Source organism: Thioclava kandeliae (assembly GCF_040297545.1).
Classification (GTDB): domain Bacteria; phylum Pseudomonadota; class Alphaproteobacteria; order Rhodobacterales; family Rhodobacteraceae; genus Thioclava; species Thioclava kandeliae.
Genome location: NZ_JAYWLC010000001.1, coordinates 468,931 through 493,874 on the forward strand (window position 1 = coordinate 468,931; position 24,944 = coordinate 493,874).

Annotated in this window: 21 protein-coding genes; 10 read left to right on the top strand and 11 right to left on the bottom strand. The window is 63.0% G+C overall.

The features are described 5' to 3' along the window. From ftsL to VSX56_RS02230, 4 genes are all read right to left on the bottom strand, one after another. Nucleotides 1-369, bottom strand: coding sequence for a cell division protein FtsL (ftsL, locus tag VSX56_RS02215; RefSeq protein ID WP_339112105.1), 369 nt, complete (start codon nucleotides 367-369; stop codon nucleotides 1-3). Next, the gene (rsmH, locus tag VSX56_RS02220) at nucleotides 366-1,394 is read right to left on the bottom strand and encodes a 16S rRNA (cytosine(1402)-N(4))-methyltransferase RsmH (RefSeq protein ID WP_350934518.1); all 1,029 of its coding nucleotides are present in this window, start codon (nucleotides 1,392-1,394) and stop codon (nucleotides 366-368) included. Before rsmH ends, ftsL begins: the two co-directional genes overlap by 4 nt. Nucleotides 1,395-1,397: 3 nt before the next feature. Then, nucleotides 1,398-1,910, bottom strand: coding sequence for a division/cell wall cluster transcriptional repressor MraZ (gene mraZ, locus VSX56_RS02225; RefSeq protein ID WP_339112103.1), 513 nt, complete (start codon nucleotides 1,908-1,910; stop codon nucleotides 1,398-1,400). A gap of 878 nt (nucleotides 1,911-2,788) precedes the next feature. Continuing rightward, nucleotides 2,789-3,844 (bottom strand): Mrp/NBP35 family ATP-binding protein, encoded by a 1,056-nt coding sequence (locus VSX56_RS02230; RefSeq protein WP_339112102.1) that lies wholly within the window; start codon nucleotides 3,842-3,844, stop codon nucleotides 2,789-2,791. Between the two features lie 273 nt (nucleotides 3,845-4,117). On the opposite strand from VSX56_RS02230, the gene VSX56_RS02235 reads away from it, so the two are divergent. Both VSX56_RS02235 and rlmJ read left to right on the top strand, forming a co-directional pair. Then, complete coding sequence (locus VSX56_RS02235) at nucleotides 4,118-4,315, top strand: YjiS-like domain-containing protein (protein WP_339112101.1); 198 nt, start codon at nucleotides 4,118-4,120, stop codon at nucleotides 4,313-4,315. Between the two features lie 515 nt (nucleotides 4,316-4,830). Then, entirely contained in the window at nucleotides 4,831-5,610 is a 780-nt protein-coding gene (gene rlmJ, locus VSX56_RS02240) for a 23S rRNA (adenine(2030)-N(6))-methyltransferase RlmJ (protein ID WP_339112100.1), read from the top strand. Here rlmJ and VSX56_RS02245 read toward each other — a convergent pair. The 5 genes from VSX56_RS02245 to ftsY all read right to left on the bottom strand — a co-directional run bounded on the left by VSX56_RS02245 (nucleotide 5,607) and on the right by ftsY (nucleotide 12,729). Further along, entirely contained in the window at nucleotides 5,607-8,051 is a 2,445-nt protein-coding gene (locus VSX56_RS02245) for an ATP-dependent helicase (RefSeq protein ID WP_350934522.1), read from the bottom strand. The two genes, rlmJ and VSX56_RS02245, sit on opposite strands and share 4 nt — an antisense overlap. A 198-nt stretch (nucleotides 8,052-8,249) precedes the next feature. Next, on the bottom strand, nucleotides 8,250-9,341 hold the full coding sequence (gene folE2, locus VSX56_RS02250) for a GTP cyclohydrolase FolE2 (RefSeq protein ID WP_339112098.1): 1,092 nt from the start codon (nucleotides 9,339-9,341) through the stop codon (nucleotides 8,250-8,252). A gap of 77 nt (nucleotides 9,342-9,418) precedes the next feature. After that, entirely contained in the window at nucleotides 9,419-10,597 is a 1,179-nt protein-coding gene (locus VSX56_RS02255; protein ID WP_350934524.1) for an aminotransferase class I/II-fold pyridoxal phosphate-dependent enzyme, read from the bottom strand. A gap of 151 nt (nucleotides 10,598-10,748) precedes the next feature. Next, a complete protein-coding gene (locus tag VSX56_RS02260) occupies nucleotides 10,749-11,360 on the bottom strand; it encodes an inner membrane-spanning protein YciB (RefSeq protein WP_350934526.1) in 612 nt (203 codons plus the stop codon). Nucleotides 11,361-11,439: 79 nt separating this feature from the next. Then, nucleotides 11,440-12,729, bottom strand: coding sequence for a signal recognition particle-docking protein FtsY (ftsY, locus tag VSX56_RS02265; RefSeq protein ID WP_339112095.1), 1,290 nt, complete (start codon nucleotides 12,727-12,729; stop codon nucleotides 11,440-11,442). 183 nt (nucleotides 12,730-12,912) lie between these two features. On the opposite strand from ftsY, the gene VSX56_RS02270 reads away from it, so the two are divergent. Both VSX56_RS02270 and VSX56_RS02275 read left to right on the top strand, forming a co-directional pair. Next, a complete protein-coding gene (locus VSX56_RS02270) occupies nucleotides 12,913-13,974 on the top strand; it encodes an alkane 1-monooxygenase (RefSeq protein ID WP_350934530.1) in 1,062 nt (353 codons plus the stop codon). An 80-nt stretch (nucleotides 13,975-14,054) separates the two neighbouring features. After that, nucleotides 14,055-14,474: a hypothetical protein gene (locus VSX56_RS02275; protein WP_339112093.1), complete on the top strand. Its 420-nt coding sequence runs from the start codon at nucleotides 14,055-14,057 to the stop codon at nucleotides 14,472-14,474. A gap of 95 nt (nucleotides 14,475-14,569) precedes the next feature. Here the strand turns inward: VSX56_RS02275 and xseA are convergent, their stop codons facing one another. Beyond that, entirely contained in the window at nucleotides 14,570-16,129 is a 1,560-nt protein-coding gene (xseA, locus tag VSX56_RS02280; protein ID WP_350934533.1) for an exodeoxyribonuclease VII large subunit, read from the bottom strand. 113 nt (nucleotides 16,130-16,242) lie between these two features. Here xseA and purD point away from each other — a divergent pair, with 113 nt between their 5' ends. Beyond that, a complete protein-coding gene (purD, locus tag VSX56_RS02285) occupies nucleotides 16,243-17,505 on the top strand; it encodes a phosphoribosylamine--glycine ligase (RefSeq protein ID WP_350934535.1) in 1,263 nt (420 codons plus the stop codon). 85 nt (nucleotides 17,506-17,590) lie between these two features. Here purD and VSX56_RS02290 read toward each other — a convergent pair whose 3' ends face one another. Continuing rightward, nucleotides 17,591-18,970, bottom strand: a complete 1,380-nt coding sequence (locus VSX56_RS02290) for an L-serine ammonia-lyase (protein WP_339112090.1) — start codon at nucleotides 18,968-18,970, stop codon at nucleotides 17,591-17,593. Nucleotides 18,971-19,172: 202 nt separating this feature from the next. Here VSX56_RS02290 and VSX56_RS02295 point away from each other — a divergent pair, with 202 nt between their 5' ends. The 5 genes from VSX56_RS02295 (at nucleotide 19,173) to hflC (ending at nucleotide 24,830) form a co-directional block, all read left to right on the top strand. Then, a complete protein-coding gene (locus VSX56_RS02295; RefSeq protein ID WP_339112089.1) occupies nucleotides 19,173-20,165 on the top strand; it encodes a Hint domain-containing protein in 993 nt (330 codons plus the stop codon). Nucleotides 20,166-20,271: 106 nt separating this feature from the next. Further along, nucleotides 20,272-21,057 (top strand): ribose-5-phosphate isomerase RpiA, encoded by a 786-nt coding sequence (gene rpiA / locus VSX56_RS02300; protein ID WP_339112088.1) that lies wholly within the window; start codon nucleotides 20,272-20,274, stop codon nucleotides 21,055-21,057. A gap of 182 nt (nucleotides 21,058-21,239) precedes the next feature. After that, nucleotides 21,240-22,592 (top strand): glutathione-disulfide reductase, encoded by a 1,353-nt coding sequence (gene gorA, locus VSX56_RS02305; RefSeq protein ID WP_350934539.1) that lies wholly within the window; start codon nucleotides 21,240-21,242, stop codon nucleotides 22,590-22,592. A 127-nt stretch (nucleotides 22,593-22,719) separates the two neighbouring features. Further along, on the top strand, nucleotides 22,720-23,883 hold the full coding sequence (gene hflK, locus VSX56_RS02310) for an FtsH protease activity modulator HflK (protein ID WP_339112086.1): 1,164 nt from the start codon (nucleotides 22,720-22,722) through the stop codon (nucleotides 23,881-23,883). Continuing rightward, nucleotides 23,883-24,830 carry a protease modulator HflC gene (hflC, locus tag VSX56_RS02315; protein ID WP_339112085.1) on the top strand — a complete coding sequence of 316 codons (948 nt, stop codon included), beginning with the start codon at nucleotides 23,883-23,885 and terminating at the stop codon, nucleotides 24,828-24,830. The genes hflK and hflC overlap by 1 nt, the downstream gene beginning before the upstream one ends. The last annotated feature ends 114 nt before the right edge of the window (nucleotides 24,831-24,944 follow it).

The window sequence follows — 24,944 nt, forward strand, 5'->3', positions numbered from 1 at the left end:
TTAGAGCCCTTCTTTTTGTGCCTGCCCGTTCAAAGCAAAGATATCCGGCTGTTTCTGTGCGTCCGGATCGGCCATCTCGACCGGATTGGGATAGGGAATTTCCGACACGCTCGCAAACTGGTCGGCCTGTAGCGGCAGCAGCTGGAGATCGGTGAAGTTCAGGTTCACCAGCTCGCGCAGGCGGTCAGGACGGTTGAGATAGGCCCATTCCGCCTTCAGCACGCCCAGACCCTCGTTGAGCGAGGCGATCTCGCGGTCGAGCGCACGCAACTCGTCGCGCTTGTCCTGCGTGTCATAGTTCACCCGATACGCCCAGAAAGCCAGCCCCATGACACAAAGCGCGGTTACGAGATAGATCAGCGATCTCATCGGGCTCTCCGTTTATGCGAGGCGGGCTTGGCCGCGGGGTCCAGAACGGGGGCCGGAAGGCCCAATATGGTGCGGTCAGCCGGGGTTGCGGGCGTGTCAAGACGGCGCGCGACGCGCAGCTTGGCAGACCGTGCCCGCGGGTTCTCTACCAGCTCTTCGTCATCGGGGGGGATAGCTTTCGAGGGTTTGTCGAAGCCCGGTGTCGCGGATTTGACCACCGGTGCATGGCGCGAGCCCTGCCCGCCGCCGCCCGAACGCGCTTGCAGGAAGCGCTTGATCACGCGGTCCTCGAGCGAGTGGAAACTGACCACTGCCAGTAGCCCGCCGGGTTTCAGCGCGCGCTCGGCCGCCTCCAGCCCTTCGATCAGCTGGCCGAATTCGTCATTCACCGCGATGCGCAGCGCCTGGAAGCTGCGGGTCGCGGGATGGGACTGGTTGGGCTTGGGGCGCGGCAGGGAGCGCTCAATCACCGCGACCAGCTGCTTGGTCGTCGTGAACGGCTCGATCTCGCGGGCCTTGAGGATATTGCGGGCGATCCGGCGCGAGGCGCGCTCCTCGCCATAATGATAGAGGATATCGGCCAGCTCTTCCTCACCCAGCGTATTCACCAGATCGGCCGCCGACGGGCCGTCCTGCGACATGCGCATATCGAGAGGGCCGTCCTGCATGAAGGAAAAGCCCCGCTCGGCCTGATCGATCTGCATTGAGCTGATCCCGAGATCGAGCACCACGCCATCGACCGTCCCCTCGGGGGCGATCTCGGCGGCATAGTCATCCATCTCAGAGAAAGTGCCATGCACGAGCGAGAGACGCTCGCCATACTCGCCGCGCCAGCTTTCGGCCATCTCGAACACCAGCGGGTCACGGTCCACGCCGATCACCTGCGCCGCACCTTCCGCCAGAAGCCCGCGCGAATAGCCACCCGCGCCAAAGGTGCCGTCAATCCAGATGCCCTCGACAGGGGCCACGGCCTTCAGCAAAGGACGCAGGAGAACCGGAATATGTGGACGGCCCGGCGCGCTCATGGCTTAGCCTCCCAGAAGCGAGAGCGGGTCGAAATCATCGCCCATCTCGTCGATCCATTGATCCACATTCGCCTGATCGGCAGCCTCGAAGGTTTCGGGTTTCCAGATCTCGAAGGTCTCGCCCACACCGGCGAAATAGGCCTCGGTGCCGAGGTCGATCTTCTCGCGCAGAAAAGCCGGAAGGACCATGCGGCCATCCGGATCGATTTCCAGCGGTTGCGATTTGGAAAGCACCATGCGCTGCAGGATGGTGCGCTGCTTGGAGCCACGCGGGAGCGCCGCGATATCGGCAGCAAGCGCCTCGAAGGCGCTTTGCGTGTAGACCTGAAGCATTTTCTGATTGTCGGCCCCATAGACGATGACCATCCGGGGGCGATCCTGATTGGGTCGGTTAGGGTCGCCATCGGCCAGCTCTTGGCGATATGCAGCCGGGATCGACATGCGACCCTTGCTGTCCACCTTGAAGGTGTATTCGCCGATGAACATGCCCGCCAATTGCGAACCCTCTCCTGCCACGCTGGTCCGCCCTGTTCACATCGAGCCGACCGGTTTCTTGCCTGCGGTCCCTGCCTCAGGACCTTTGAATGAAAACGGCGGATTGAGCTGCTGCCACTGCCCAATCCGCCGCCCTCGTTCCCATTTGACTGGGCTGTCCGACTGCACGCGCCACCTGGGGGATGTCTGCTCGCTCGCGCGCCGGATCTCTTGCTTTCGCGTCAGGGGGTGCCTGTATGAAACTGCTCTTTTCGCCGTGAGGTCTTTTTGCCTCTATGTTCCCGCCTTTGCGATGAGTTAGGGATGCCATGGGAATTCACGGGAGGCAACCGGTTTTTAGCTAACAGTTGGTTAACGAGCATGGGTAACTCTGTGGATAAGTTAACACTCTAGGAACATTGAGAGAACGCCATAGTAAGAAATCGCGGTTTCTATAAAATCACCCACTAAATGTAGTAGGTAAAAAAAATTCGACGGAATCCCATGCTCTCCCAGGATGACCTTACGGATGTCACCGGAAAGCCACGAGTCTAGCGCAAATTAACCATTAATTAACCAAGCTCACAGGAACGCGAGTCGCCGTGAACCTGCTTCTTTTCGGCAGCTTTCAAGACGCGAAAAATCGGCAAAATATAGGCAAAATACGTCAATTTTTACGATGCTATGCCGATTCCCTAAAGATTGAGGCGGTTCTTACCCGATCCATTTCAAAGCTTAAAGACCACCCAATACTCGAATCAAAAACAGGCCTCTTATGACCCTGCCTAGAATCAGAATCGGCCGAGCAGTTACCTGCCCGGCCTCTCCCGTCTTTTCCCGTCCCGTGAATTCCCATAGGACAATCCCGTGATTTCCCGTAGTCCGCCGGAACCGGCCATTTGCGACCGGGTCCGGTGCGCTCAGCCTTTCAGTCGCGCCACCTCCACAAGCTGCGCCGCAAGCTCCGCATAAGGCGCCGCCACCGCGCTCTCGCCCACGGCGACCGGAATGCCGCCATCTGCGGCCAGACGCACCTCCAGATTCAGGGGCAGGCTACCCAGAAGCGGCACCCCCATCCGCGTGGCCTCGTCCTTGACGCCACCATGACCGAAGAGATGCTCCTCATGGCCACATTGGGGGCAGATATAGGTGGACATGTTCTCGACCATCCCGAGAACCGGCGTCTCCAGACGTTTGAACATATCGAGCGCCTTGCGCGCATCGATAAGCGCGATGTCCTGCGGTGTGGACACAATCACCGCCCCGTCGAGCTTCGTCTTCTGGCATAGCGACAACTGAATATCGCCCGTGCCCGGCGGCAGATCGATGATCAGCACATCGAGCGGGCCGTAATGGTCCCATTTCACCTGACCCAGCATCTGTTGCAGCGCGCCCATCAGCATCGGTCCGCGCCAGATCACCGCCTCATCCTCCTTCAGCATGAATCCGATCGACATCAGCGTAACCCCATGCGCCTCGAGCGGCAGGATGGTCTGGCCGTCAGGCGAGGCGGGGCGTTTGTTGACGCCCATCATGCGGGGCTGCGAGGGGCCATAGATATCGGCATCCAGCAGACCGACCTTTACCCCCTGTTTGGCCAGCGCCACGGCCAGATTGGCGGAAACAGTCGACTTGCCCACGCCGCCCTTGCCCGAGCCCACCGCAATCACATGACGCACCCCCTCGACGGGAAGCGGGCCGGATTGCTTTTTGGGATGACCGCCGATCTGCGGTCCCTTCCCGCCAGACGGAATCACGATCGACAGGCTTTCGACTCCCTCGAGCGCCTTCAACCGCGCCTCGAGCACGCCGCGGATCTGTTCGAGCGCGGGCTCGGGCGCGCCTTCCAGCACGAAGCGGACCACACCGCCCTCGACCGCCAGCGCATGAATCAGTTTACGGTCGATAACACTGTCACCCTGAGGCAGTTTCACCTCCTCCAGCGCAGCAAGGACCGTTTCTTTGGTAAGTGACATAGGGAGCTCCCGAACTCGAATTTGGGCGACTGTGGCCATTTGGCCGCGTGGTTCAAGCCCTACACCCGTCATGATGACAGATTTTCGCCCCCCATCCCGCCCATGCGCAATGAAATATCCGCAAGAGGGTCGAAAAAGGTCAGAATGTGTTATGCACTTTTCGCATGACGGGCTTGTGAACCCTGCCATTGTGCATGAGCAGCATTTTCTCCATGTTAGCGACAACAAGAGGCGTAATCGCCACAAAGCACGAACTCATAAAGGAAGACGCACATGGCAATCGCACATGACATCCAAACCCGCCGCGGCCTCGGTCTGATCGAAGCACTCAAAGACGCTCTCGCCCGCCGCAAAGTCTATAACGAGACGCTCGCAGAACTGCGCTCGCTCTCGGTCCGCGAGCTCGACGATCTGGGCATGAGCCGCGCCACCCTGACCCGCGTCGCAGCCGAAGCTGCCTACGGTCGCTAAGACATTCGAACGTCCATAGGCTCACTCCTCCTCCCTTGAGCCTTAGGAATGGGCGGCTCTCTCTCGTCCTCCCTGAGAGCCGCCACCACTAAAGGACCTGTCTGCCGGTTGCCGTATCCCTTTCCTCCTCCCGAGGGATACAGAACATCCAAAGCGGACGGGGCACTTGAAACACGGGAAGCCTCTTCCCAACTAGATACGGACAGCCCACTCCTCCTCCCTAGGGCTGATCGTTAGCGGTGACCTCTCTCCTCCTCCCTGAGGGCACCGCATCCCATACCGCGTCTCACTCCTCCTCCCGAGGCGCGTGTTAGGATTGGCTCTCCTCCTCCTCCCTGAGGGCCGATCCGTTTCCAAGAGTGCCCACTCCTCCTCCCGGGTGCTCTGGTCAACATGAACGGCGATGCCCATCTTCTCCCGGGCATCGCCGTTTTTGTTTTTTCACCCCTCCCCTTGCGCGTATCGCCCGATCGCGGCATCACCGACTCCAACCCGAAGCTCTCAGGGAGCCAGCCATGCTGTCCTATCAACACGCCTTCCATGCCGGAAATCTGGCCGATCTGCACAAACATGCGCTGCTTTCGGTGATGCTGGATTATCTGACCCGCAAGGACAAACCGCTGAGCTATCTGGAAACCCATGGCGGGCGCGGGCTCTATGACCTGTCGGATGCGCAGGCCCTGAAGACGGGCGAGGCCGCGCAGGGCATCCAGCGCCCCGAAGTGGCAGGCTGGTTCAAACCCGACCATCCCTATGCCCGCGCGATTGCCAAAACCCGCGAACTGCACGGGCCCGACGCCTATCCCGGATCGCCGATGATCGCCGCGACCCTCCTGCGCGAGATCGACAGCCTGCAGGTCTGCGAGCTGCATCCGCAGGAATATCAGGCGCTGTTTCCGGTGATGAAGCGCCATGCACGGCTGCACAACAAGGACGGGCTGGAGATGGCCGTGGCCATGACCCCGCCCACCCCGCGCCGCGGGATGATCATGATCGACCCGTCATGGGAGGTGAAGACCGACTATACCGCAATCCCCAAGCTGATCGACAAGCTGGTAACGCGCTGGAATGTCGGCATTATCGCGCTGTGGTATCCGGTGCTGGAAAACCGCGCGCAGGCCGGAATGGTGGCACGCCTTGTGGGGCAATATCCGGAGGCGCTTTCGCACGAGGTCCGGTTTCCGCCCGCCCGTGAGGGGCATGGCATGATCGGGTCGGGGATGTTCATCCTCAACCCGCCCTTCGGGCTGGATGGCGAGGCCAAACGCCTGACCACCCTGTTCAAATCGCTCTAGAACGGCACATCATCCGCAGTATCGGCCGGCACAACGAAAGAGGCGATCAGCTTCTTGGTGCCGGCCTTGTCGAATTCGACAACCAGCTTGTCGGCCTCGGTGCCCATGACCTCGCCATAGCCGAATTTCTTGTGGAAGACACGGTCGCCCACATCGAACTCGTTCTCCACCGTTACGGCGCGCGGGCGCGAGGGCGTCTGGCTCTGCACGCCGCGGGTCTGCAACCGCTTCCAGCCCGGCGAATTATAGACATCAGCGCTTGCGGCGCGGGCATCGATCTGGCTACCCAGCGTCGATTGCCCGTAGCCGCTCCCGTAGCCACCCCCATTCAGGCCCGGCGGCGTCATCACATCCACATGTTCGGGGGGCAATTCGTCGATGAAACGCGAGGGCATCTGTGACTGCCACTGGCCGTAGACGCGACGGTTCCCCGCAAACGAAACATAGCAGACCTCCTCGGCCCGCGTGATCCCCACATAGCCAAGGCGGCGCTCTTCCTCGAGCCCCTTCATCCCCGATTCGTCCATGCTGCGCTGGCTCGGGAAGAGCCCGTCCTCCCAGCCCGGCAGGAAGACCACCGGAAACTCCAGACCCTTCGCCCCATGCAGCGTCATCAGCGTGACCTTGGCCTCGCTGTCCTTCGATTCGTTATCCATGATCAGCGCGACATGTTCGAGGAACCCCTGCAGGTTCTCGAACTGCTCCAGCGCCTTGATCAGTTCCTTGAGGTTCTCGAGCCGCCCCGGCGCCTCGGGCGTCTTGTCGTTCTGCCACATGGCGACATAGCCCGAGTCCTCCAAGATCTCCTCGGCCAGACGCAGATGCGAATGGTCATTTGCGGGCGGCACCGCATCGTCGAGCACCTCGAAGAGCTCGTCATCATCCTCCGCAGGGCTGCGCGCAGCTGCTGGCGAGGCCGCCCGCACGACCGCGTTCCAGCGGTCGACATTGGCCACAAAGGCCCGCAGCTGCCCTGCCCCCTTGCCGCTGATCCCACCCTGCGCCAGCAACAATCGCGCCCCTTCCACGAGGCTCACGCCATTCTCGCGGGCCTCGATCTGGATCTTCTGCTGCGCCTTGTCCCCCAGCCCGCGCTTGGGCGTATTGATCACCCGCTCGAAAGCGAGATCATCCTCGGGGCTGATCGCGAGGCGGAAATAGGCCATCGCATCGCGAATCTCCATGCGCTCGTAAAACCGCGGCCCGCCGATCACGCGATAAGGCATGCCGATGGTCAGGAAACGGTCCTCGAAGGCGCGCATCTGATGCGAGGCCCGCACCAGAATCGCTTGGCTCTCCAGCCCGTAGGGCGCCATTCCCCGCGTGCCCCGCGACAGAGCCTCGACCTCCTCGCCAATCCAGCGCGCCTCTTCCTCACCATCCCAATGGCCGATGAGGCGCAGCTTCTCGCCCCCCTGTGCCTCGGTCCAGAGCGTCTTGCCCAGTCGCCCCTCATTGCCCGAGATCAGTTTCGACGCCGCTGCAAGGATATGCTCGGTCGAGCGGTAATTCTGTTCGAGCCGGATCACCTTGGCCCCCGCGAAATCGCGCTCGAACCGCAGGATATTGCCCACTTCGGCCCCGCGCCAGCCATAGATCGACTGGTCGTCATCGCCCACACAACAGATATTCTTGTGCCCCTGCGCCAGAAGCCGCAGCCAGAGATATTGCGCGACGTTGGTATCCTGATACTCGTCGACGAGGATATATTTGAACCAGCGTTGATAACGCTCGAGCACATCGGGATATTTCTGGAAGATTGTGACCATATGCAGAAGAAGGTCGCCAAAATCCACGGCATTGAGCGTGCGCAGCCGCTCCTGATACTGGGCATAAAGCTCGGAGCCACGGTGATCAAATGCCGCCGTCTCGCCACCCGTTACGCGATCAGGCGTCAGGGCCTTATTCTTCCAGCCGTCAATCAGCCCCGCAAGCATCCTCGCAGGCCAGCGCTTCTCGTCCATATTGGCGGCCAGGATCAATTGCTTGAGAAGCCGGATCTGGTCATCGGTATCGAGAATCGTGAAACTGGTCTTGAGCCCGACCAGTTCGGCATGACGGCGCAAGAGCTTGACACAAACCGAGTGAAACGTGCCGAGCCACGGCATCCCCTCGATCGAACCACCCAAGAGCGCGCCGATCCGGTCCTTCATCTCGCGTGCGGCCTTATTGGTAAAGGTCACGGCCAGAACTTCGTTGAGCTGGGCGCGTCCCGTGGTCATCAGATGCGCGATCCGGCAGGTGAGCGCCTTGGTCTTGCCCGTGCCCGCGCCCGCCAGCATCAGGACAGGCCCGTCCATCGTTTCAACCGCTTCGCGCTGTGCAGGGTTCAACCCGTCAAGATAGGGCTCTGGGCGCATGCCCGCCCCCGTCCGTGCCATTGCACGGGCCGAGAGGCTGACCGCGCCTTCGAATGCGTCATCTTCGTCAAATCGCGCCATATTCCGGCCCCAACCGTTCTACCATTGTTCCTGTCATAGCAAAGATGCCGGTCAACAAAAAGGGGGCTCTGCCCCCGTCGCTCGTTCCGAGCGCCTCCCCCGGGATATTTCAGGGACGCTGGAAAAGCCGTTCCCTTTCCAGCGTCTCTAAATATCCCGGAGTGAATTGAGCCGCAGGCTCAAGAGAGGCAGAGCCTCTCATCCACCGTGGATAAGTGTCGAGAACAGCTTCGGATCAAGGCTCTCGGACGCAAAGACCGGACCTTCTGTAAGGACTGCAACCGCATCATGACTATGCAGGCTTTCCTGATGGCTGGCCACAACGCGGAAATCACCGATGCGCGGATCTGCCTTGAGGCCCTCTGCCAGCACCCGCACCGCATCTTCCACGAAAATCGGATGGGCGGCGTTAAGCTCGGCGAAAGCCTGTTCGTCCTCGCGCTTGACCATTACCTGCGTTTCGGTGGGGATCTGGGCACGGGCAATATCAATCAGGTCCTCGAACCATAGCCGGTCTCCCGGGAGGGTTTCTACGGAGATCCGAGCGACCGAGCGTTGAGAATGCGGCGTGGCCAGCTGGCCGCGTTGCGAGCGGGCATGTTCGGACAGTTCCAGCGAGCAGGGGCAGGTCGAGCTATAGACGTAATCGAGATGCAGGATCTTGCGGCGCTGTCCGCTATGCTCGATAAGTTCCAAAGCAATATCGTAATATTGCCAGCCCGAGAGCCCAGAGCGCAGACTGTCGCGGCGCATCGGATAGGAGAACGCCATGGCCAGCCGCGCGTCGAAGCTCTCGAGATCGGCTTTGTAGTCATCGAGCACGCCCGCCATCACATCGAGCGAGAAATCGGTTTCGGCATGGGCATAGAAAGAGCGCATGATACGGCTCATATTGATGCCCTTTTTCTCGGCCTCGAGGCTCACCGTGCCGGTGACCGAGGTCTCGAGTTCGCGCTCGCCGCCGTCGCGGCGGCGGTAGCGGATAGGCAGGCGGAAGTTGGAAATTCCGACATGGCCGATCCGAGCCCTGGCCCCCACGATCAGCGAGGACGGGCCATTCTGCAGATCGGGCATCGTGGATTTGTAATCCTCGTCGACCGTGAAATCCTCGGGATAGCTCCGCGACAGATCGGGATAGTTCGACACTTCCCGCCCCGGCAGCAGACGTGCAATGGCCGGATCGAGTGCCGCCACCTCTTCGGGGGTCACGGAGCCTGCCCAGTCCCGTAGCTCGTTCAGGGCTGCGCGGGCGCGCTCAAGTCTGGCATCGATGCGGCGATCAACGTTCATCGGGGTGATCCTTTCCGTAGACCGCACAGATAGGGCGGCATGAACCTTCATGCCACCCTCCTAGCGACAAATGCTTATCAAACTGCGTCAAGTGCCCCGACGATATCCTTCACGAGATCGTTTCCATCCTCGATCCCGATCGAGATCCGCACCATGCCGGGGGTGATCTTGATCTCGGCGCGTTCTTCCTCGGTCAGGTTCTTGTGCGTGGTGGTCGCCGGATGCGTCGCAATGGATTTCGCATCGCCCAGATTATTGGAGATCTTGACCACTTCCAGCGCATTGAGGAACCGGAACGCGGCCTCCTTGCCGCCTTTCAGATCCAGCGCCACCATCGTGCCGCCCGATCCCATCTGCGCCATCGCCAGATCATGCTGCGGGTGGCTCGGCAGGCCCGGATAGATCGCGCGGATCAGGGCCGGATGGCCCTCGGTTGCCGCCGCGATCTTGGCTGCGCTCTCGGCCTGGGCGCGCACACGCAGATCCAGCGTCTGCATACCCGAAAGATGCAGCCATGCGTGATAGGGGCTCATCGCGGCGCCGGTATGTTTGGCAAAGGTCTCGAGCGGACCACGGATGAATTCGCGGTCGCCACAGACCACGCCGCCAAGCGCACGCCCGCCACCATCGATATGTTTGGTTGTGGAATAGACGATGTAATCAGCCCCCAGCTCGACCGCTTTCGAGAAGACGGGCGAGGCGAAGACGTTATCGACGACCAGCTTCGCACCATGGGCATGGGCGATATCCGCCACGCCCTTCACATCGATCACTTCCAGACCGGGGTTCGAGACCGACTCGAAGAAACAGATCTTGGTGTTGGGCTGCATCGCGGCCTCCCATTGGGCCAGCTGGACACCATCCACCAGCGTCACCTCCACCCCGAACCCCTGTAGGAGTTTGAGAACATAGAGGCACGACCCGAACATCTGGCGGGCGGCCACGATATGATCGCCCGATTTCACCTGACAGGAAAGCGCCGCATTCACTGCCGCCATACCGGAGGCACAGGCAAAGGCGTCCTCGGTGCCCTCGATCGCCGCGATGCGGTCCTCGAACATGCGGGTGGTCGGGTTGCCGTAGCGGGCATAGATGAACTCGTCGGGGCCCGAATGCAGGAAGCGTTCCTCGGCCACTTCCGCCGACGGATAGACAAAGCCTTGGGTCAGGAACAGAGCCTCGGCCATCTCGCCATACTGGCTGCGACGAATACCCTCGTGAACCAGTTTCGTGCGGGTGTTCCAATCCTTGGTCATCTTGTCCTCATCCTTGACGAAAAGCCGCCCTACGGCCCGATTGGCCGATGCGATACGCCTATCGCCTCACTCGGTCAAGGATTGGCTGGGATGCAGCCAGTGCAGGCAGCCAGTGCGGGCGGGCAAGGCAGGCGGACAAAGCAAGCGGGGCTCAGCCCTCGTCTGTCTCGTCTTCCTCGAGCGCATAGCGTTTGAGAAGCCCGCCCTGCGCCATCAGGAAGGCGAACATCAGGATCATCAGCCCGAAGGTCTTGAAATTGACCCATAGCTCCTCGGATTGCGTGCGCCAGATCACCTCGTTGAGCACGGCAAGGCCAAGGAAGAACAGCGCCAGCCGCTTGGTCAGGATTGTCCAGCCCTCGGGCTTCATCGGCAGATTGTCCGACAGCACCAGCTGCAGCCACGGCTTGCCAAGCATCAGCCCCAGCCCCAGAATACCCGCAAACAGCAGATAGATCAGCGTCACCTTCATCTTGAAGAAGCGCGGATCATTGAGCCAGACCGACAGCCCGCCAAACACGACCACCAGCACCAGCGTGGCAATCTGCATCGGGGCCAGGCGGCCCGTGAGTTTCCACAGGATCAGCGTGCAAACCGTCAGGAGCGGGATGAACAGCGCGGTCGCCAGAATGAAGCCGTGATATTCGGTGCCATGGAACATCACCGTGGCATCCTTGAACTTCATATAGACCACGAAGAATACGAGCACGGGGCCCCATTCCAAAACGGCTTTCACCACGGGGCTGATCTTGCGTTCCGACATTGTCCGTCCTGTCTCGTCTGAGGGGGCGTGTAAGGGTATGGCGCGAATGGCGCGGGGGCGCCACTCACACTCGTGTCAGTTACTTGGGCTCGATGCCCACCAGCGCCTGCGCGAAGTCCTGCGGGTCGAAGGGGGCCAGATCATCGATCTGCTCGCCCACGCCGATTGCATGGATCGGCAGGCCGAACCGGTCGGCCAGCGCGACCAGCACACCACCTTTGGCCGTGCCGTCGAGCTTGGTCATCACCAGCCCCGACACATCGGCCAGCTTGCGGAAGGTTTCCACCTGATTGAGCGCGTTCTGCCCCGTCGTCGCATCCAGCACCAGAAGCGTGTTATGCGGCGCCGAGGGGTCCTTCTTGCGGATCACGCGGACGATCTTGGCCAGCTCCTCCATCAGATCGGCGCGGTTTTGCAAACGCCCCGCCGTATCGATCATCAGAAGATCGGCACCCTCGGCCTCGGCGCGAGTCATCGCGTCAAAGGCAAGGCTTGCGGGATCCGAGCCCTCGGGCGCGGTCAGAACCGGCACATCGGCGCGCTCGCCCCAGACCTTCAGCTGCTCGACGGCCGCGGCACGGAACGTATCGCCCGCCGCGATCACCACCGATTTGCCTGCCGCCTTGAACTGGCTCGCGAGCTTACCGATGGTCGTGGTCTTGCCCGAGCCGTTCACACCCACCACCAGCACAACCTGCGGGCGCTTGGGGAAGATCGGCATGGGCTTGGCCACGGGCTCCATGATGCGGGAGACCTCCTCGGCCAGCAGTTCCTTGATCTGGTTGACCGACAGCTTGCGCCCCATCCGCCCCTCGGCGAGATTTGCAGTCACCCGCAACGAGGTCTCGACGCCCATATCGGAGGCGATCAACAGCTCCTCGAGGCTCTCGAGGAACTCGTCATCGAGCACCCGGCGCGGGCTGTCGTCGCGAGCCCCGCCCAGAAGACGTCCGAAGAAGCCCGATTTACCCGCCTGTTGCGGGGCAGCTTGCGCCGGATCGACGGCTGCAGGCATCTGGTCGGCCAGAGGTGCGGCGGCGGATTTCGGCGTCTCGTCGGGCAGTTCCTGCGGCGCGGGAGCCGGCGCCTCTGGGGGCTGTGGGGGCAGCTCGTCAGGGACCTGCCCGAGCGGGATCTCGGAAGGCGGGAGCCCGGCGGGAGGTTTCCCGGCGGGAGGCGTGGCAACAGGGGTAGCGGAGGGGCTTTCGGAAGACGGCATCCCGGAAGCCGAGGGACCGGCCACCGCCTCGTCGATCCCGTCTTCCGGTCCCGGCAGCGCGGGCTTTTCGGCCACCAGATCCTCGATCCCTTCCTCCAGACGGGAGGAAGAACGCGTCAGACGGGATTTCAGCTTTTTGAAAAACGACATGGCTCGCCCCTATTGGCCCATACTGGCCCCTGTTAGATTACGTTCCACCTAATCAATCCCGCCCACCGATGGAAGGGCTTGGGCAGGCCAAACCGCCCCCGCCGCCCTAAAACACCGCGATTTCCGTCGATTTTGCCGCTCGGGCGGCGTATGAAGATGCCACCCTGACGAGAGATGCCGCTGATGCGCCAGACCCTGCCCTTCGTTTTCGCCACGCTTGTGCCCATGGGGCTGGTGATCGTGGCGGCCTGTTTGGGCGGCTGGTGGTGCCTGCTGGCGCTCCTAGCAACCTCGACCTTTCTCCAGCTCCTCGATCTCGCGCATCCCGCACCCCGCTCCGATGCGCCCGAGGGCACGGAATTCCCCGCAGGCAACGGGCTTCTCGTGGTGATTTCCCTCGGGTATCTGGCGGCGTTCGGGCTCGCCATCGACGCGTTGCTAACCGGCTGGGGAATGCGCGCATTTCCACAGGCACTTGCCAAACTCGCGCTAATTACCGCCTGCGGTTTCACGCTGGGCCAGCTCTGTGTGCCCGCCGCCCACGAGCTGATCCACCGCCCCCGCAAAGGGCTCGTGCGGCTCGGGCAGATGATCTACATCACCCTCCTCTTCGGCCACCACGCCTCAGCCCATCGGCTCGTGCACCATATCCATGTCGCCACCCCGCTCGACCCCAATTCCGCCCCGCGCGGCTTGGGCTTCTGGCGGTTCCTGCCGCGCGCATGGATTGGCTCCTGGCAAGCGGGCTGGCAGACCGAGAACCGCCTGCGCCAGCGCCGCGCCCTCCCCCTCTGGCGCACGCCCTATACCGCCCATCTGGTGGGGGCAGCCCTGTCGCTCGGCCTTGTGGGGATGCTGTTCGGCCCGTGGGGGATCGCGATCTATCTGGCGCTCTGTGCCCATGCCCAGATCCAGCTTCTTCTGGCCGATTACGTCCAGCATTACGGGCTGCGCCGTGTCAAGAGAGAGGGACGCTACGAGCCCGTAGGCCCGCACCATAGCTGGGATGCCTGCCCGCCGGCCTCGGCCTTCTGGATGCTCAATGCGCCACGCCACAGCGACCATCATGCCCATCCCTCCCGCCCCTATGCAGGACTTCGCATGGGAACGCTCACCGCCCAGCGCCCGATCCTGCCCCGCTCGCTGCCCAGCATGGCGGTAATCGCCCTCTTCCCACCGCTCTGGCGCAAGATCATGGACCCGCGCCTCGATGCGCTGGACAGTCGGCGGCGGGCACAGGGATAGCTTCCTCACGGCTCTGTGGGTTTCCCTTGCGCCATTGCTTTGCAAAGATAGCCCTGATTGCCCAAGCCGGAGCCAGACCAATGCGCCCCCATGCCACGCTCACCCTCGCCCTGATGGTGGCCCTCACCGGCCATATGACCCTCGCGCAGGATGCCGAGACACCACTTGACGCCGCGGGGTTCGAAGCGCGCACCACCGGCAAGACGATCACCTATTCCGCAGGTGGTCTGCCTTACGGGATCGAACAATATCTGCCAGGCCGTAAAGTGCTCTGGGCGTTCACACAAAGCGAATGCAAGACGGGCACATGGGCGCAGGAAGGCGACGAGATCTGCTTCGATTACCAGGACGAGAATGGCAAGCAATGCTGGCATTTCTTCGACACGAAGGACGGGCTGAAAGCCCAGTTCATGGGCGATGGCGGCGCGTCGGAGCCGCTGATCTCGCTACAGGAAAGTGAGACGCCACTCAATTGCCCGGGCCCCGATATCGGCGTGTGAGCCCCTCCGGCACGGGCGCCCCGATGCGGAACGCATCGCGCGGACCGGAGGGGTTCGATGCCCCGACGGGACGCGCCCCCCCGAGAGGGGTCGCCCTAGAACAGGCTGCCCTGCTCGGGCGGATCGTCTTTCTTCACGCTTTTCTTCGGGGCCTTCCTCTCTGCGGGCTTCTCGATGGGCGTAGGTGCATCAACACCCTCCACAGCCACCGGCAGAGCCCCGTCGGCAAACTCGATCTGCAACATTGCCTGATCCGCCGCCGCGGCCGCCGTTGTCACAACGCGCTCACCCGCCCGCACAACGGCATAGCCGCGCTTGAGCGTCTCGGCATAGCCCAGCGTCTGGCGCATCCGGTCGAGCCGCTCAAGCCGCTCGCCCAGCTGCTGGGTCCGGCGCAGCTGGGCCTGTGTCATCCGCAGGCTCAGGCTGTCGAGCCGCTCGCGCGATTGCGCATTGCGCATCCGCGCCAGATCCAGATTGCGCGCCCGCGCCGCCAGCAGCCGTGTCGACAGCCCCTCCAGACGGCGCCCCTGCTCGGCCAGCCCGCGCGTCAGAAGGCCGGGCGAGAGCCGCGCCTCGATCCGGCCGAACTCGGACCGTTTGCGCAAGGTCACCCCGCGCAGCGCCGGATCGAGCCTGTCCGCCCACCAGTCATACCGCTGGCGCACAGGGTCAAGCACTGCCTCTGGCCGCCCGAGTGAACGGGACAGGTCGCTATGGCGCTGGCGCTGGATCTCCACCCGCGCCCGCACCGCGCGGCCCATCCGCGCACCGGCATCCTGCAGCCACACGACCAGCTCGCCGCGTACCGGCACCGCCATTTCGGCAGCGGCGGTCGGTGTCGGTGCCCGCTTGTCGGAGGCATGATCGATCAGCGTGGTATCGGTCTCGTGGCCCACTGCCGAGATCAGCGGGATACGGCTCTCATAGGCCGCGCGCACCACGATCTCCTCGTTGAACCCCCATAGATCCTCGATCGAGCCACCACCGCGCGCCACGATCAGCAGATCGGGCCGCGGGATCGGGCCATCGGGCGCCATCGCATTGAAGCCGCGGATCGCCCGCGCCACCTCGGACGCACAATTCTGCCCCTGCACGGCCACCGGCCAGATCAGCACATGGCGCGGGAAACGGTCGCGCAGCCGATGCAGGATATCGCGGATCACCGCGCCCGAGGGCGAGGTCACGACCCCGATCACCTTGGGGAGCCATGGCAGCGGCTGTTTGTGCCGCGCGTCAAACAGACCCTCGGCCGCCAGCGCCTTCTTGCGCGCCTCGAGCATCGCCATCAGCGCGCCCGCGCCGGCAGGCTCGACGGTATCGACAATCAACTGGTATTTCGACTGGCCCGGGAAGGTGGTCAGCTTACCGGTGGCAATCACCTCCATCCCCTCCTCGGGGACGACCGGCATCCGGTCCACCTGCCCCTTCCAGCTGACAGCGGCAATCACCGAGCGGTCATCCTTCAGGTCGAAATACATATGCCCCGAGCGCGGACGCGACACGCGCCCGACCTCGCCGCGCACCCGCACGCGACCGAACTCGCCCTCGATCACACGTTTGACCGCCCCCGAAATCTCGGACACGGTGTAATCATGGGCATTGCCGCCATTGGGTCCGCCGCCGGGACCCGATTCATCTTCAAAAAGATCCATACCCCTGTTTCGCCCATCCTCCCTGCCGCTTCAAGGCGTCAATGACACTTGCCCGACGCCGCCCGACCCCGTAAACGGAGCGCGATCACGAGATTGCGGCAAAGGGACGACATATGAACATTCTGGTTCTGGGAAGCGGCGGGCGCGAACATGCGCTGGCATGGGCCATCAAGCAAAACCCCAAATGCGACCGTCTGATCGTCGCACCGGGCAATGCGGGCATTGCCGCGATTGCCGAATGCGCCGCGATCGATCCGTGCAGCTCGCAGGCCGTGCTGGAGCTGTGTCAGGAACAGGCGATCGATTTCGTCGTCATCGGCCCCGAGGCCCCTCTGGCCGCCGGTGTGGCCGACGCGCTGCGCGCGGCGGGCTATCTGACCTTCGGCCCCTCGGCCGAGGCCGCCAAACTCGAGGCCTCCAAAGCCTTCACGAAGGCCGTCTGCGATGCCTGTAATGCCCCCACCGCCGCCTATGCGCGCTTTGACAATGCCGATGCCGCTCGCGCCTATGTCACCGAACAGGGCGCGCCCATCGTCATCAAGGCCGATGGTCTGGCCGCAGGCAAAGGCGTGATCGTGGCGATGACGCTCGACGAGGCGCTCGACGGCATCACCGAGATCTTCGGCGGCGCCTTTGGCGAGGCCGGCGCAGAGGTCGTGATCGAGGAATTCATGGAAGGCGAGGAAGCCTCGCTCTTCATCCTGTCGGATGGCGAGAATATCGCCGTGGTCGGCGGCGCACAGGACCACAAGCGCGTGGGCGATGGCGATACCGGCCCCAATACCGGCGGCATGGGCGCCTATTCCCCTGCCCCCGTCCTCTCGAAGGCCATCGAGGATCTGGCCATCGCACAGATCGTGAAGCCCACCGTGGCCGAGATGGCGCGCCGCGGCACCCCGTTCCAGGGCGTCCTCTATGCAGGCCTCATGATCAAGGACGGCCAGCCGCGCCTCGTGGAATATAACGTCCGCTTCGGCGATCCCGAATGTCAGGTGCTGATGATGCGTCTGGGCGCACAAGCGCTTGACCTGCTTCTGGCCTGTGCCGAAGGCCGCCTCGATCAGGTCCAGCCGCAATGGGCCGATGACCACGCGCTGACCGTGGTGCTGGCGGCAAATGGCTATCCGGGTAGCTATACCAAAGGCACCGAGATCCGTGGCCTCGACGCCCTGCCCTCCACCTCGAGCGAGACCGTCTTCCACGCGGGCACCACGGCCAAGGATGGCGCGATTCTCGCCAGTGGCGGGCGCGTCCTCAATGTGACCGCCCGTGGCGCGACCCTGCAGGAAGCCCGCGACCGCGCCTATGCGCTGGTAGACCAGATCGACTGGCCCGAAGGCTTCTGCCGCAAGGATATCGGCTGGCGCGCCCTCTGATCCGCGCGCCCGGGGGCGCTTTGCGGCCCCGGGGCCACGCCTGAGCGGGAGGGGTCACCCTCCCCGAAGGCGGGGCCATCCCGCCTCAGCAGTTAGGCACGTTCACCGCCAAGCCGCCAAGGCTCGTCTCCTTGTAATGCTCGTGCATATCGCGCCCCGTCTGGCGCATGGTCTCGATCGCCGCATCGAGCGGCACGAAATGCGTCCCGTCCCCGCGCAACGATAGGGACGCCGCCGAGACCGCCTTGATCGCACCCAACCCGTTACGCTCGATACAAGGCACCTGCACGAGCCCGCGCACCGGATCGCAGGTCATGCCCAGATGGTGCTCGAGCGCGATCTCGGCCGCATTCTCGATCTGTTCGGGCGTGCCCCCCATTACCGCGCAAAGCCCTGCCGCCGCCATCGCCGCAGCCGAGCCGACCTCTGCCTGACAGCCGCATTCCGCCCCCGAGATCGAGGCATTGGTCTTGATCAGCCCGCCGATTGCCGCCGCCGTCAGCAAGAACTCCCCCACCCGTGCGCGGCTTGCCCCCGGCACATGATCGAGCCAGTAGCGGATCACCGCAGGCAGAACCCCCGCCGCCCCATTGGTGGGCGAGGTCACAACCTGCCCTCCGGCCGCATTCTCCTCGTTGACGGCCATCGCATAGGTCGAGATCCAGTCATTGACCACATGCGGCGCCTGCATGTTCTGGCCGCGTTCGGCCTGTAGCGCATCATGGATCGCCTTGGCGCGGCGCTTGACCTTCAGCCCCCCGGGCAGGATGCCATCGGTCTCGAGCCCGCGCTGCAGACAACCGTTCATGACCTCCCAGATCCGCGCAAGCCCTGCCTCGATCTCGGGTTTCGTGCGGAACCGCGCCTCGTTCTGCATCTTCATCTGCGCGATCCCGAGCCCCGAAGCATGGGCCATCGCCAGCATATCGCTTGCGCTGCGGAAAGCGAAAGGCACCGGAGACGGCGCATCGAGCGCGGCCTCGTCCACGGCGTCCATCGCGCGCGCGCTCATCACGAAACCGCCACCGATCGAGTAATAGGTCTCCTGCGCCAGCACATCGCCCTGACGGTCGAGCGCCTCGATCACCATCCCGTTGGCATGGCCCTTCAACGCCGGGCCGTAATCGAAGACCAGATCGGTCTCGGGATCGAAGACCAGCGGCTCCAGCCCTTCGGGGCGCAGCAAATGATCGGCGCGGTTTTGCGCCAGAACGGCCTCGGCCTGTTCGTGGTCATAGCTTTCGGGCAGGAACCCCGCGAGCCCCAGAATGGTCGCGCGGTCCGTGGCATGGCCCTTGCCGGTAAAGGCCAGCGACCCATGCAGCCTTGCGCGCAGCCCATGCGCCCTGAAATGCGAGCCCTTCAGCATGTCAAGGAACATGCCCCCCGCCACCATCGGCCCCATTGTATGCGACGAGGACGGCCCGACGCCGATCTTGAAGATATCGAACACACTCAAAAACATTCCGCGCTCCTCGAAGGTGGTGGCAGACCGGCTGCACCTGCTTGCCCCGACCATGTCACAAGCCCTCCGGCAGGTCTGTGCGAAAGCGACATTCGACGCCTCAAACGCGCGGCACCACACCGCATAAACTAGAACATTAGTCGAACATTTACCGTTATCCGGTCAAATAATCAGATAGTTCGTTTCTTGACATGATGGTGACATGCCGACTTTTGGCGCCTGGCAACTTTCCGACCTCGCGATTACGGGGCCAGATCCGTTTGCATCCAATGCAACTGCGGAAAGCGACGCCGTGGGAGCCACAAGCTTTACCATCTCGCCCTCGGCAGCAGTGCAACAGGTCCAACTCAACGATAATGACGCCAGTTTCGAAGATGCCGACAGCGGCCAGCAACTGGCCAGTGGCGCGATCTTCGACGGGGTTTCATGGGCTGCGGGCGACAGCGTAGAGACCGAATACAGCTATATCATCCGGCCCTCCGGCTCGACCGATCCCGCCGATAACATCACCATCTATGTGCTCGAATATGAAGGCCAGGTGCATGGTATCGCCTCCTCCGAGCGGCTCTTTGCAGGCCAGAGCTACGACATCGTCGCCATCGACAGCAATGATCCGGTGGTGGCCTATTCGTCGATGGCGATCTGCTTTGCTGCCGGAAGCCTGATCGCCACCAAACAGGGGCCCATGCCGGTGGACCGGCTGCGCGAAGGCATGCGGGTTCAGACCATGGATAACGGCTACCAGCCGCTGCGCTGGTCGGGGCGCTGGCTGGTCAACGGGCGCGGCGCCAATGCGCCGGTGCGCTTTGCCACCGGTGTTCTGGGCAATAGCCGCCCGCTCCTCCTCTCGGGCCAGCATCGCGTGCTGGTCCGCCCCGAGCGCGGGCCGCTGAAGGGCGAGGAGATCCTGGTGGCCGCCCGCGCTCTTGTGGGCCAGCCCGGCATTACCCGCGCGCCCTGTGACCGTATCCACTGGGTGCATCTTCTCTTCGAAAGCCACGAAGTGCTGTTTGCCGAGGATGCCCGCGCCGAGAGCCTGCTGCCCGGCCCTTCGGCGCTCGGCGCGGTCAGCCCCGACACCGCACGCTTCCTGCGCGAAATCCGGGACGCCGACCCCATGTCCACGCTGCCCGCCCGCCCGATCGTCCCGACAGGCAAGGCCGCGCGGATCCTGCGGCTGAAACAGACGGTCTGACCGGCGCGATCCGCGCCGATTTTATCCAAAACGCGGATGAATTGGACGTGCACGGGCGCGCAGGTCTGCTATAAGCCGCGCGAACGGATCTTTGAGGAGCAAAACCATGCCCGCCGAGCTTTCCCCTATGGATAAGGCCAAATTCGCCTCCGCCCGCCGCGCGGTGGATTTCATCGAGGACGGGATGCGTGTCGGTCTCGGCACCGGCTCGACCGCCGCATGGATGGTGCGGTGCCTGGGCGAGCGCGTGCGTGAGGAAGGGCTGAACATTATCGGCGTGCCCACCTCGACCCGCACCGCGGAACTGGCGCGTGAAGTGGGCATCAAGGTCGTCTCGCTCGAAGAGGCGAAATGGCTCGACCTCACCATCGACGGCGCCGATGAATTCGACCCCGAACTGAACCTGATCAAGGGCGGCGGTGCGGCGCTTTTGCAGGAAAAGATCGTGGCGACCGCCTCCGACCGGATGATCGTGATCTCGGACGCCTCCAAGGAAGTCGCGCATCTGGGGGCCTTCCCGCTGCCCGTCGAGGTGACCCCCTTCGGCTGGCCGGTGACCCGCACCCTGATCGAGGAAGTGCTGAGCTCGATGGATGTGCTGGGCCGCGAGACGACCGTGCGTATGGATGGCGACACGCCGCTGATCACCGATGAAGGCAACCACATCATCGACTGCCATCTGAACAAGATCGGCAATCCGCGCCAGCTGGCGCTTGCGCTGAACCAGATTGCGGGCGTCGTGGAAAGCGGGCTCTTCATCGATATCTGCGACATGGTCATCATTGGCGATACCGAGGGCCGCGTCGAAGTGCGCGACATCAATGCGGGCACAGTGGCCCATGAGAAGATCGATTTTGCAGATGCCGAGAACATCTTCGGCGATCTGAAATAACCTGCCAGACCGCGTGAGACTTGAAGGGGGCGACAGCCCCCTTTTTCATGCCATCCCCCCTGCGCGGCCCTGCACTGGCCAAAGCGGTCAAGCTATGGTCTATATCTGCTCCAACAGACAGGACATGCGGCCGCCACGGCGGCCCGAAAGCCGCGCCGGCGCGGCCAAGTAAAGGATATCCCATGAGCGATTTCGATTTTGATCTCTTTGTCATCGGTGGCGGCTCGGGCGGCGTGCGTGCGGCGCGCATCGCGGCAGGCTATGGTGCCAAGGTCGGGCTGGCCGAGGAATACCGCATGGGCGGCACTTGCGTGATCCGCGGCTGTGTGCCGAAAAAACTGATGGTCTATGCGTCGGGCTATCCGGAGGCGGTGAAAGAGGCGCAGGCCTATGGCTGGGACGCCAAGATCGGCGCGTTTGACTGGGGCATCTTCCACGGCAAGCTGGAGGCCGAGCTGGACCGGCTCGAAGGGCTCTACCGCAAGGGTCAGGAGGGCGCGGGAGTGAGCATCCATGATTGCCGCGCAACGGTTGCAGGCCCCCATGAGGTGGCGCTGGCCGATGGGCGCTCTGTCACTGCAAAGCACATCCTGATCGCCGTTGGCGGCAAGCCCTTCGTCCCCCAGTTCGATGGCTGCGAACACGTGCTGACCTCGAACGATATGTTCAAATTCAAGACCCTACCCAAGAAAATGCTGATCGTGGGCGGCGGTTATATCGCCTGCGAATTCGCGGGCATCATGAACGGGCTGGGCACCGAGGTCAGCGTGCTCAACCGCTCGCCCTTCCTGCGCGGGTTCGACGCGGAATCGCGCGATGTGATTATTGGCCAGATGGAGCGCGCGGGCATTACCATGCGCACCGGCCATGTGATCGACCGCGTGACCAAAACCGGCGAGAGCGTCACCGTGCATATCGCGGGCGAAGCCGAGGAAACCTATGATGCGGTGCTATATGCGACAGGCCGTGTGCCGCTGACCGAAGGGCTGGGCCTTGAGGCGGCTGGCGTAAAACTGGGCCAGCGTGGCGAGGTGCTGGTGGACGAGTGGTCGCAGACCAATGTGCCCTCGATCTTTGCCGTGGGCGATGTGACCGATCGCATCCAGCTGACCCCTGTGGCGATCCGCGAGGGCCATGCCTTCGCCGATACCGTTTTTGGCGCCACCCCGCGCAAGATGGACCATGATCTGGTGGCCTCGGCAGTATTTACCCAGCCCGAGTTCGGCACCTGTGGCGTGACCGAGGAAGAGGCCAAGGGCACCGGTGCCGATATCTACACCTCCAGCTTCCGGCCGATGAAGAGCCTCTTTGCCGGCAATGACGAGAAGGTCTTCCTGAAACTGATCGTCGACCAGAAGACCCAGGTCGTCACCGGTTGCCATATCGTCGGCCCCGATGCGGGCGAAATGATCCAGATGGTAGCGATCGCCATGAAAATGGGCGCGACCAAGGCGCAATTCGACGCGACCTGCGCCGTGCATCCGACTATGGCCGAAGAGCTGGTGACCATGCGCAACCCGACCCGCAGCGTTTGAGCGGCGGGTTCCGCGAAAAAACGCATGCGGGCGCCAAACTCGCATGCAGTTTTGCTGGGCTAAGGGTTGAAACAATTGGGTTCCCTTCCCAAGTCACAGCAGAGATCAAGAAAAGGTGAGGAGTCTCATGAGCAATTCAGGTCCCTGGGGAACGGGCGGCGGAGACAATGGCGACAAGCCGAACGGGTCCGACAAACGCCCCGGACAGCGCGGTCCGAACAAGGATCAAAATGTCCCCGAGATCGAGGAGTTCATGAAGAAGGGCTCTGAACATCTGCGCGTGCTGATGGGCGGACGCGGCGGCAATGGCCGTGGCACTGGCGGCCCGCGCGGCCCGAACCCCGGCCCCAGTTTCAAGGCTATCGGCGGCATCGTCGTCGCAGGAGCGGTTCTGCTGTGGGGCTGGTCCTCGCTCTATACCGTCCAGCAGGGCGAGGAAGCGGTCGAGATGACGCTGGGCAAATACTCGGCCACCAAGACCGCCGGTCTGAATTTCGCACCATGGCCGATCGTCACCCACGAAATCCTGCCCGTCGATCTGGAACAGACCGTCGATATCGGGATGGGGCGTGCAGGCTCCAACGATACCGGCCTGATGCTGACCGGCGACCAGAATATCGTCGACATCCAGTTTCAGGTCGTCTGGAACATCAATGATCCGGCGAAATACCTGTTCAACCTTGCCGATGCGCAGGAATCGATCCGCGCGGTCGCCGAATCGGCCATGCGCGACATCATCGCGCGCTCGGAACTGGCGCCCGTGCTCAACCGTGACCGTGGCGCGATCCGCTCGACGTTGGAAGGCGCGATCCAAGGCACACTTGATAGTTATAACTCGGGTATCCACATCATCCGTGTGAACTTCAACAAGGCCGACCCGCCGCAGGAGGTCATCGACAGCTTCCGGCAGGTTCAAGCCGCGCAACAGGAGCGTGACCGTCTGACCAACGAGGCCGATGCCTACGCCAACCGCGTGACCGCACAGGCGCGTGGTCAGGCCGCCCAGCTGAAGGAAGAGGCCGAGGCCTACCGTGCGCGCACGGTGAACGAGGCTGAAGGTCAGGCCGCACGCTTTACCTCGGTCTATAACGAATATGTCAATTCGCCCGACGTGACCAAACGCCGGATGTTCCTGCAGACGATGGAAGGTGTGCTGGGCGGCGTCGACAAGGTCATCATCGACGAGCCGGATGGCGGTCAGGGCGTTGTGCCCTATCTGCCCCTGCCCGACATGAAACGCGCAGCCACTTCCGATACCAGCTCCACTACGTCCAACGGGGGGTCGAACTGATGCAGAAACTCGCTCTCGCAATCCCCGCCGTCGTGATCGTCGGCGCGCTCGGGCTCAGCTCGCTCTTCGTCGTGGACGAACGCGAACAGGCACTGGTGCTGCAATTCGGTCAGGTAAAAGAGATCAAGACGACGCCGGGCCTCGGCTTCAAGATCCCCTTCGTGCAGACCGTGCGCACCTATGAGGACCGTATCCTGTCACTGACCACCCGCCCGCTGGAGGTCACACCGCTCGATGACCGCCGCCTCGTGGTGGATGCTTTTGCCCGCTGGCGCATTACCGATGTAGTGAAATTCCACACCGCTACCCGTGGCCGTGGCGAGCCTTGGGCACAGCAGCAGCTCGATAACATCATCACCGCGCAGATCCGCGAAGTGCTGGGCGGCGTGCCCTCCACCGCCGTTCTGTCCGATGACCGGATCGGGCTGATGGTGAAGATCCGCGATCAGGCCCGCGAGGAAGCCAAGGATCTGGGCGTCGAGGTGATCGACGTGCGTCTGACCCGCACCGACCTGCCCGACCAGAACCTCGAGGCGACCTATGCCCGTATGCGCGCCGAGCGTGAGCGGGAAGCGGCGGACGAGATCGCGCGTGGTAACGAGGCCGCTCAGCGGATCCGTGCCAGCGCCGACCGGACCCGCACCGAGCTGACCTCGGATGCGCAGCGTCAGGCCGAGATCGTGCGCGGTGAGGCACAGGCACAGGCCAACAAGATCTATGCCGATGCCTATTCCAAGGACCCGTCCTTCTTCGCCTTTACGCGCCAGCTCGATTTCTATGCCAAGGCGCTGAAATCCGACAGTTCGCGGATCGTGGTTAAGCCGGATAGTCTCTATTTCGACTATGACCGCTTCCTGAAATCGCTCGGGACAAGCGCGGCAACCGACGCTGGCACGACGGCCTCTGCGGGGAGCCCCCCTGCGACAGGCAGCACGCAGGCCCCGTAACACGCAGGCCCATAACACACAGGCCCATAACACACAGGCCTCGTAGCGTTTTGGCCCAATCGCATTTTGGCCAAGTGAAAACCGGAAAGGCAGGCGATCCGCCTGCCTTTTTCC

Excerpts from the sequence above, each read along its gene's own strand:
- folE2 (WP_339112098.1), bottom strand. The coding sequence starts at position 9,341 with ATGAACGTTGATCGCCGCATCGATGCCAGACTTGAGCGCGCCCGCGCA.
- VSX56_RS02230 (WP_339112102.1), bottom strand. The coding sequence starts at position 3,844 with ATGTCACTTACCAAAGAAACGGTCCTTGCTGCGCTGGAGGAGGTGAAA.
- VSX56_RS02290 (WP_339112090.1), bottom strand. The coding sequence starts at position 18,970 with ATGTTTTTGAGTGTGTTCGATATCTTCAAGATCGGCGTCGGGCCGTCC.
- VSX56_RS02235 (WP_339112101.1), top strand. The coding sequence starts at position 4,118 with ATGGCAATCGCACATGACATCCAAACCCGCCGCGGCCTCGGTCTGATC.
- VSX56_RS02260 (WP_350934526.1), bottom strand. The coding sequence starts at position 11,360 with ATGTCGGAACGCAAGATCAGCCCCGTGGTGAAAGCCGTTTTGGAATGG.
- VSX56_RS02270 (WP_350934530.1), top strand. The coding sequence starts at position 12,913 with ATGCGCCAGACCCTGCCCTTCGTTTTCGCCACGCTTGTGCCCATGGGG.
- ftsY (WP_339112095.1), bottom strand. The coding sequence starts at position 12,729 with ATGTCGTTTTTCAAAAAGCTGAAATCCCGTCTGACGCGTTCTTCCTCC.
- VSX56_RS02255 (WP_350934524.1), bottom strand. The coding sequence starts at position 10,597 with ATGACCAAGGATTGGAACACCCGCACGAAACTGGTTCACGAGGGTATT.
- purD (WP_350934535.1), top strand. The coding sequence starts at position 16,243 with ATGAACATTCTGGTTCTGGGAAGCGGCGGGCGCGAACATGCGCTGGCA.
- VSX56_RS02295 (WP_339112089.1), top strand. The coding sequence starts at position 19,173 with ATGCCGACTTTTGGCGCCTGGCAACTTTCCGACCTCGCGATTACGGGG.
- ftsL (WP_339112105.1), bottom strand. The coding sequence starts at position 369 with ATGAGATCGCTGATCTATCTCGTAACCGCGCTTTGTGTCATGGGGCTG.
- VSX56_RS02275 (WP_339112093.1), top strand. The coding sequence starts at position 14,055 with ATGCGCCCCCATGCCACGCTCACCCTCGCCCTGATGGTGGCCCTCACC.
- hflK (WP_339112086.1), top strand. The coding sequence starts at position 22,720 with ATGAGCAATTCAGGTCCCTGGGGAACGGGCGGCGGAGACAATGGCGAC.
- gorA (WP_350934539.1), top strand. The coding sequence starts at position 21,240 with ATGAGCGATTTCGATTTTGATCTCTTTGTCATCGGTGGCGGCTCGGGC.
- xseA (WP_350934533.1), bottom strand. The coding sequence starts at position 16,129 with ATGGATCTTTTTGAAGATGAATCGGGTCCCGGCGGCGGACCCAATGGC.
- VSX56_RS02245 (WP_350934522.1), bottom strand. The coding sequence starts at position 8,051 with ATGGCGCGATTTGACGAAGATGACGCATTCGAAGGCGCGGTCAGCCTC.
- rlmJ (WP_339112100.1), top strand. The coding sequence starts at position 4,831 with ATGCTGTCCTATCAACACGCCTTCCATGCCGGAAATCTGGCCGATCTG.
- hflC (WP_339112085.1), top strand. The coding sequence starts at position 23,883 with ATGCAGAAACTCGCTCTCGCAATCCCCGCCGTCGTGATCGTCGGCGCG.
- rpiA (WP_339112088.1), top strand. The coding sequence starts at position 20,272 with ATGCCCGCCGAGCTTTCCCCTATGGATAAGGCCAAATTCGCCTCCGCC.
- rsmH (WP_350934518.1), bottom strand. The coding sequence starts at position 1,394 with ATGAGCGCGCCGGGCCGTCCACATATTCCGGTTCTCCTGCGTCCTTTG.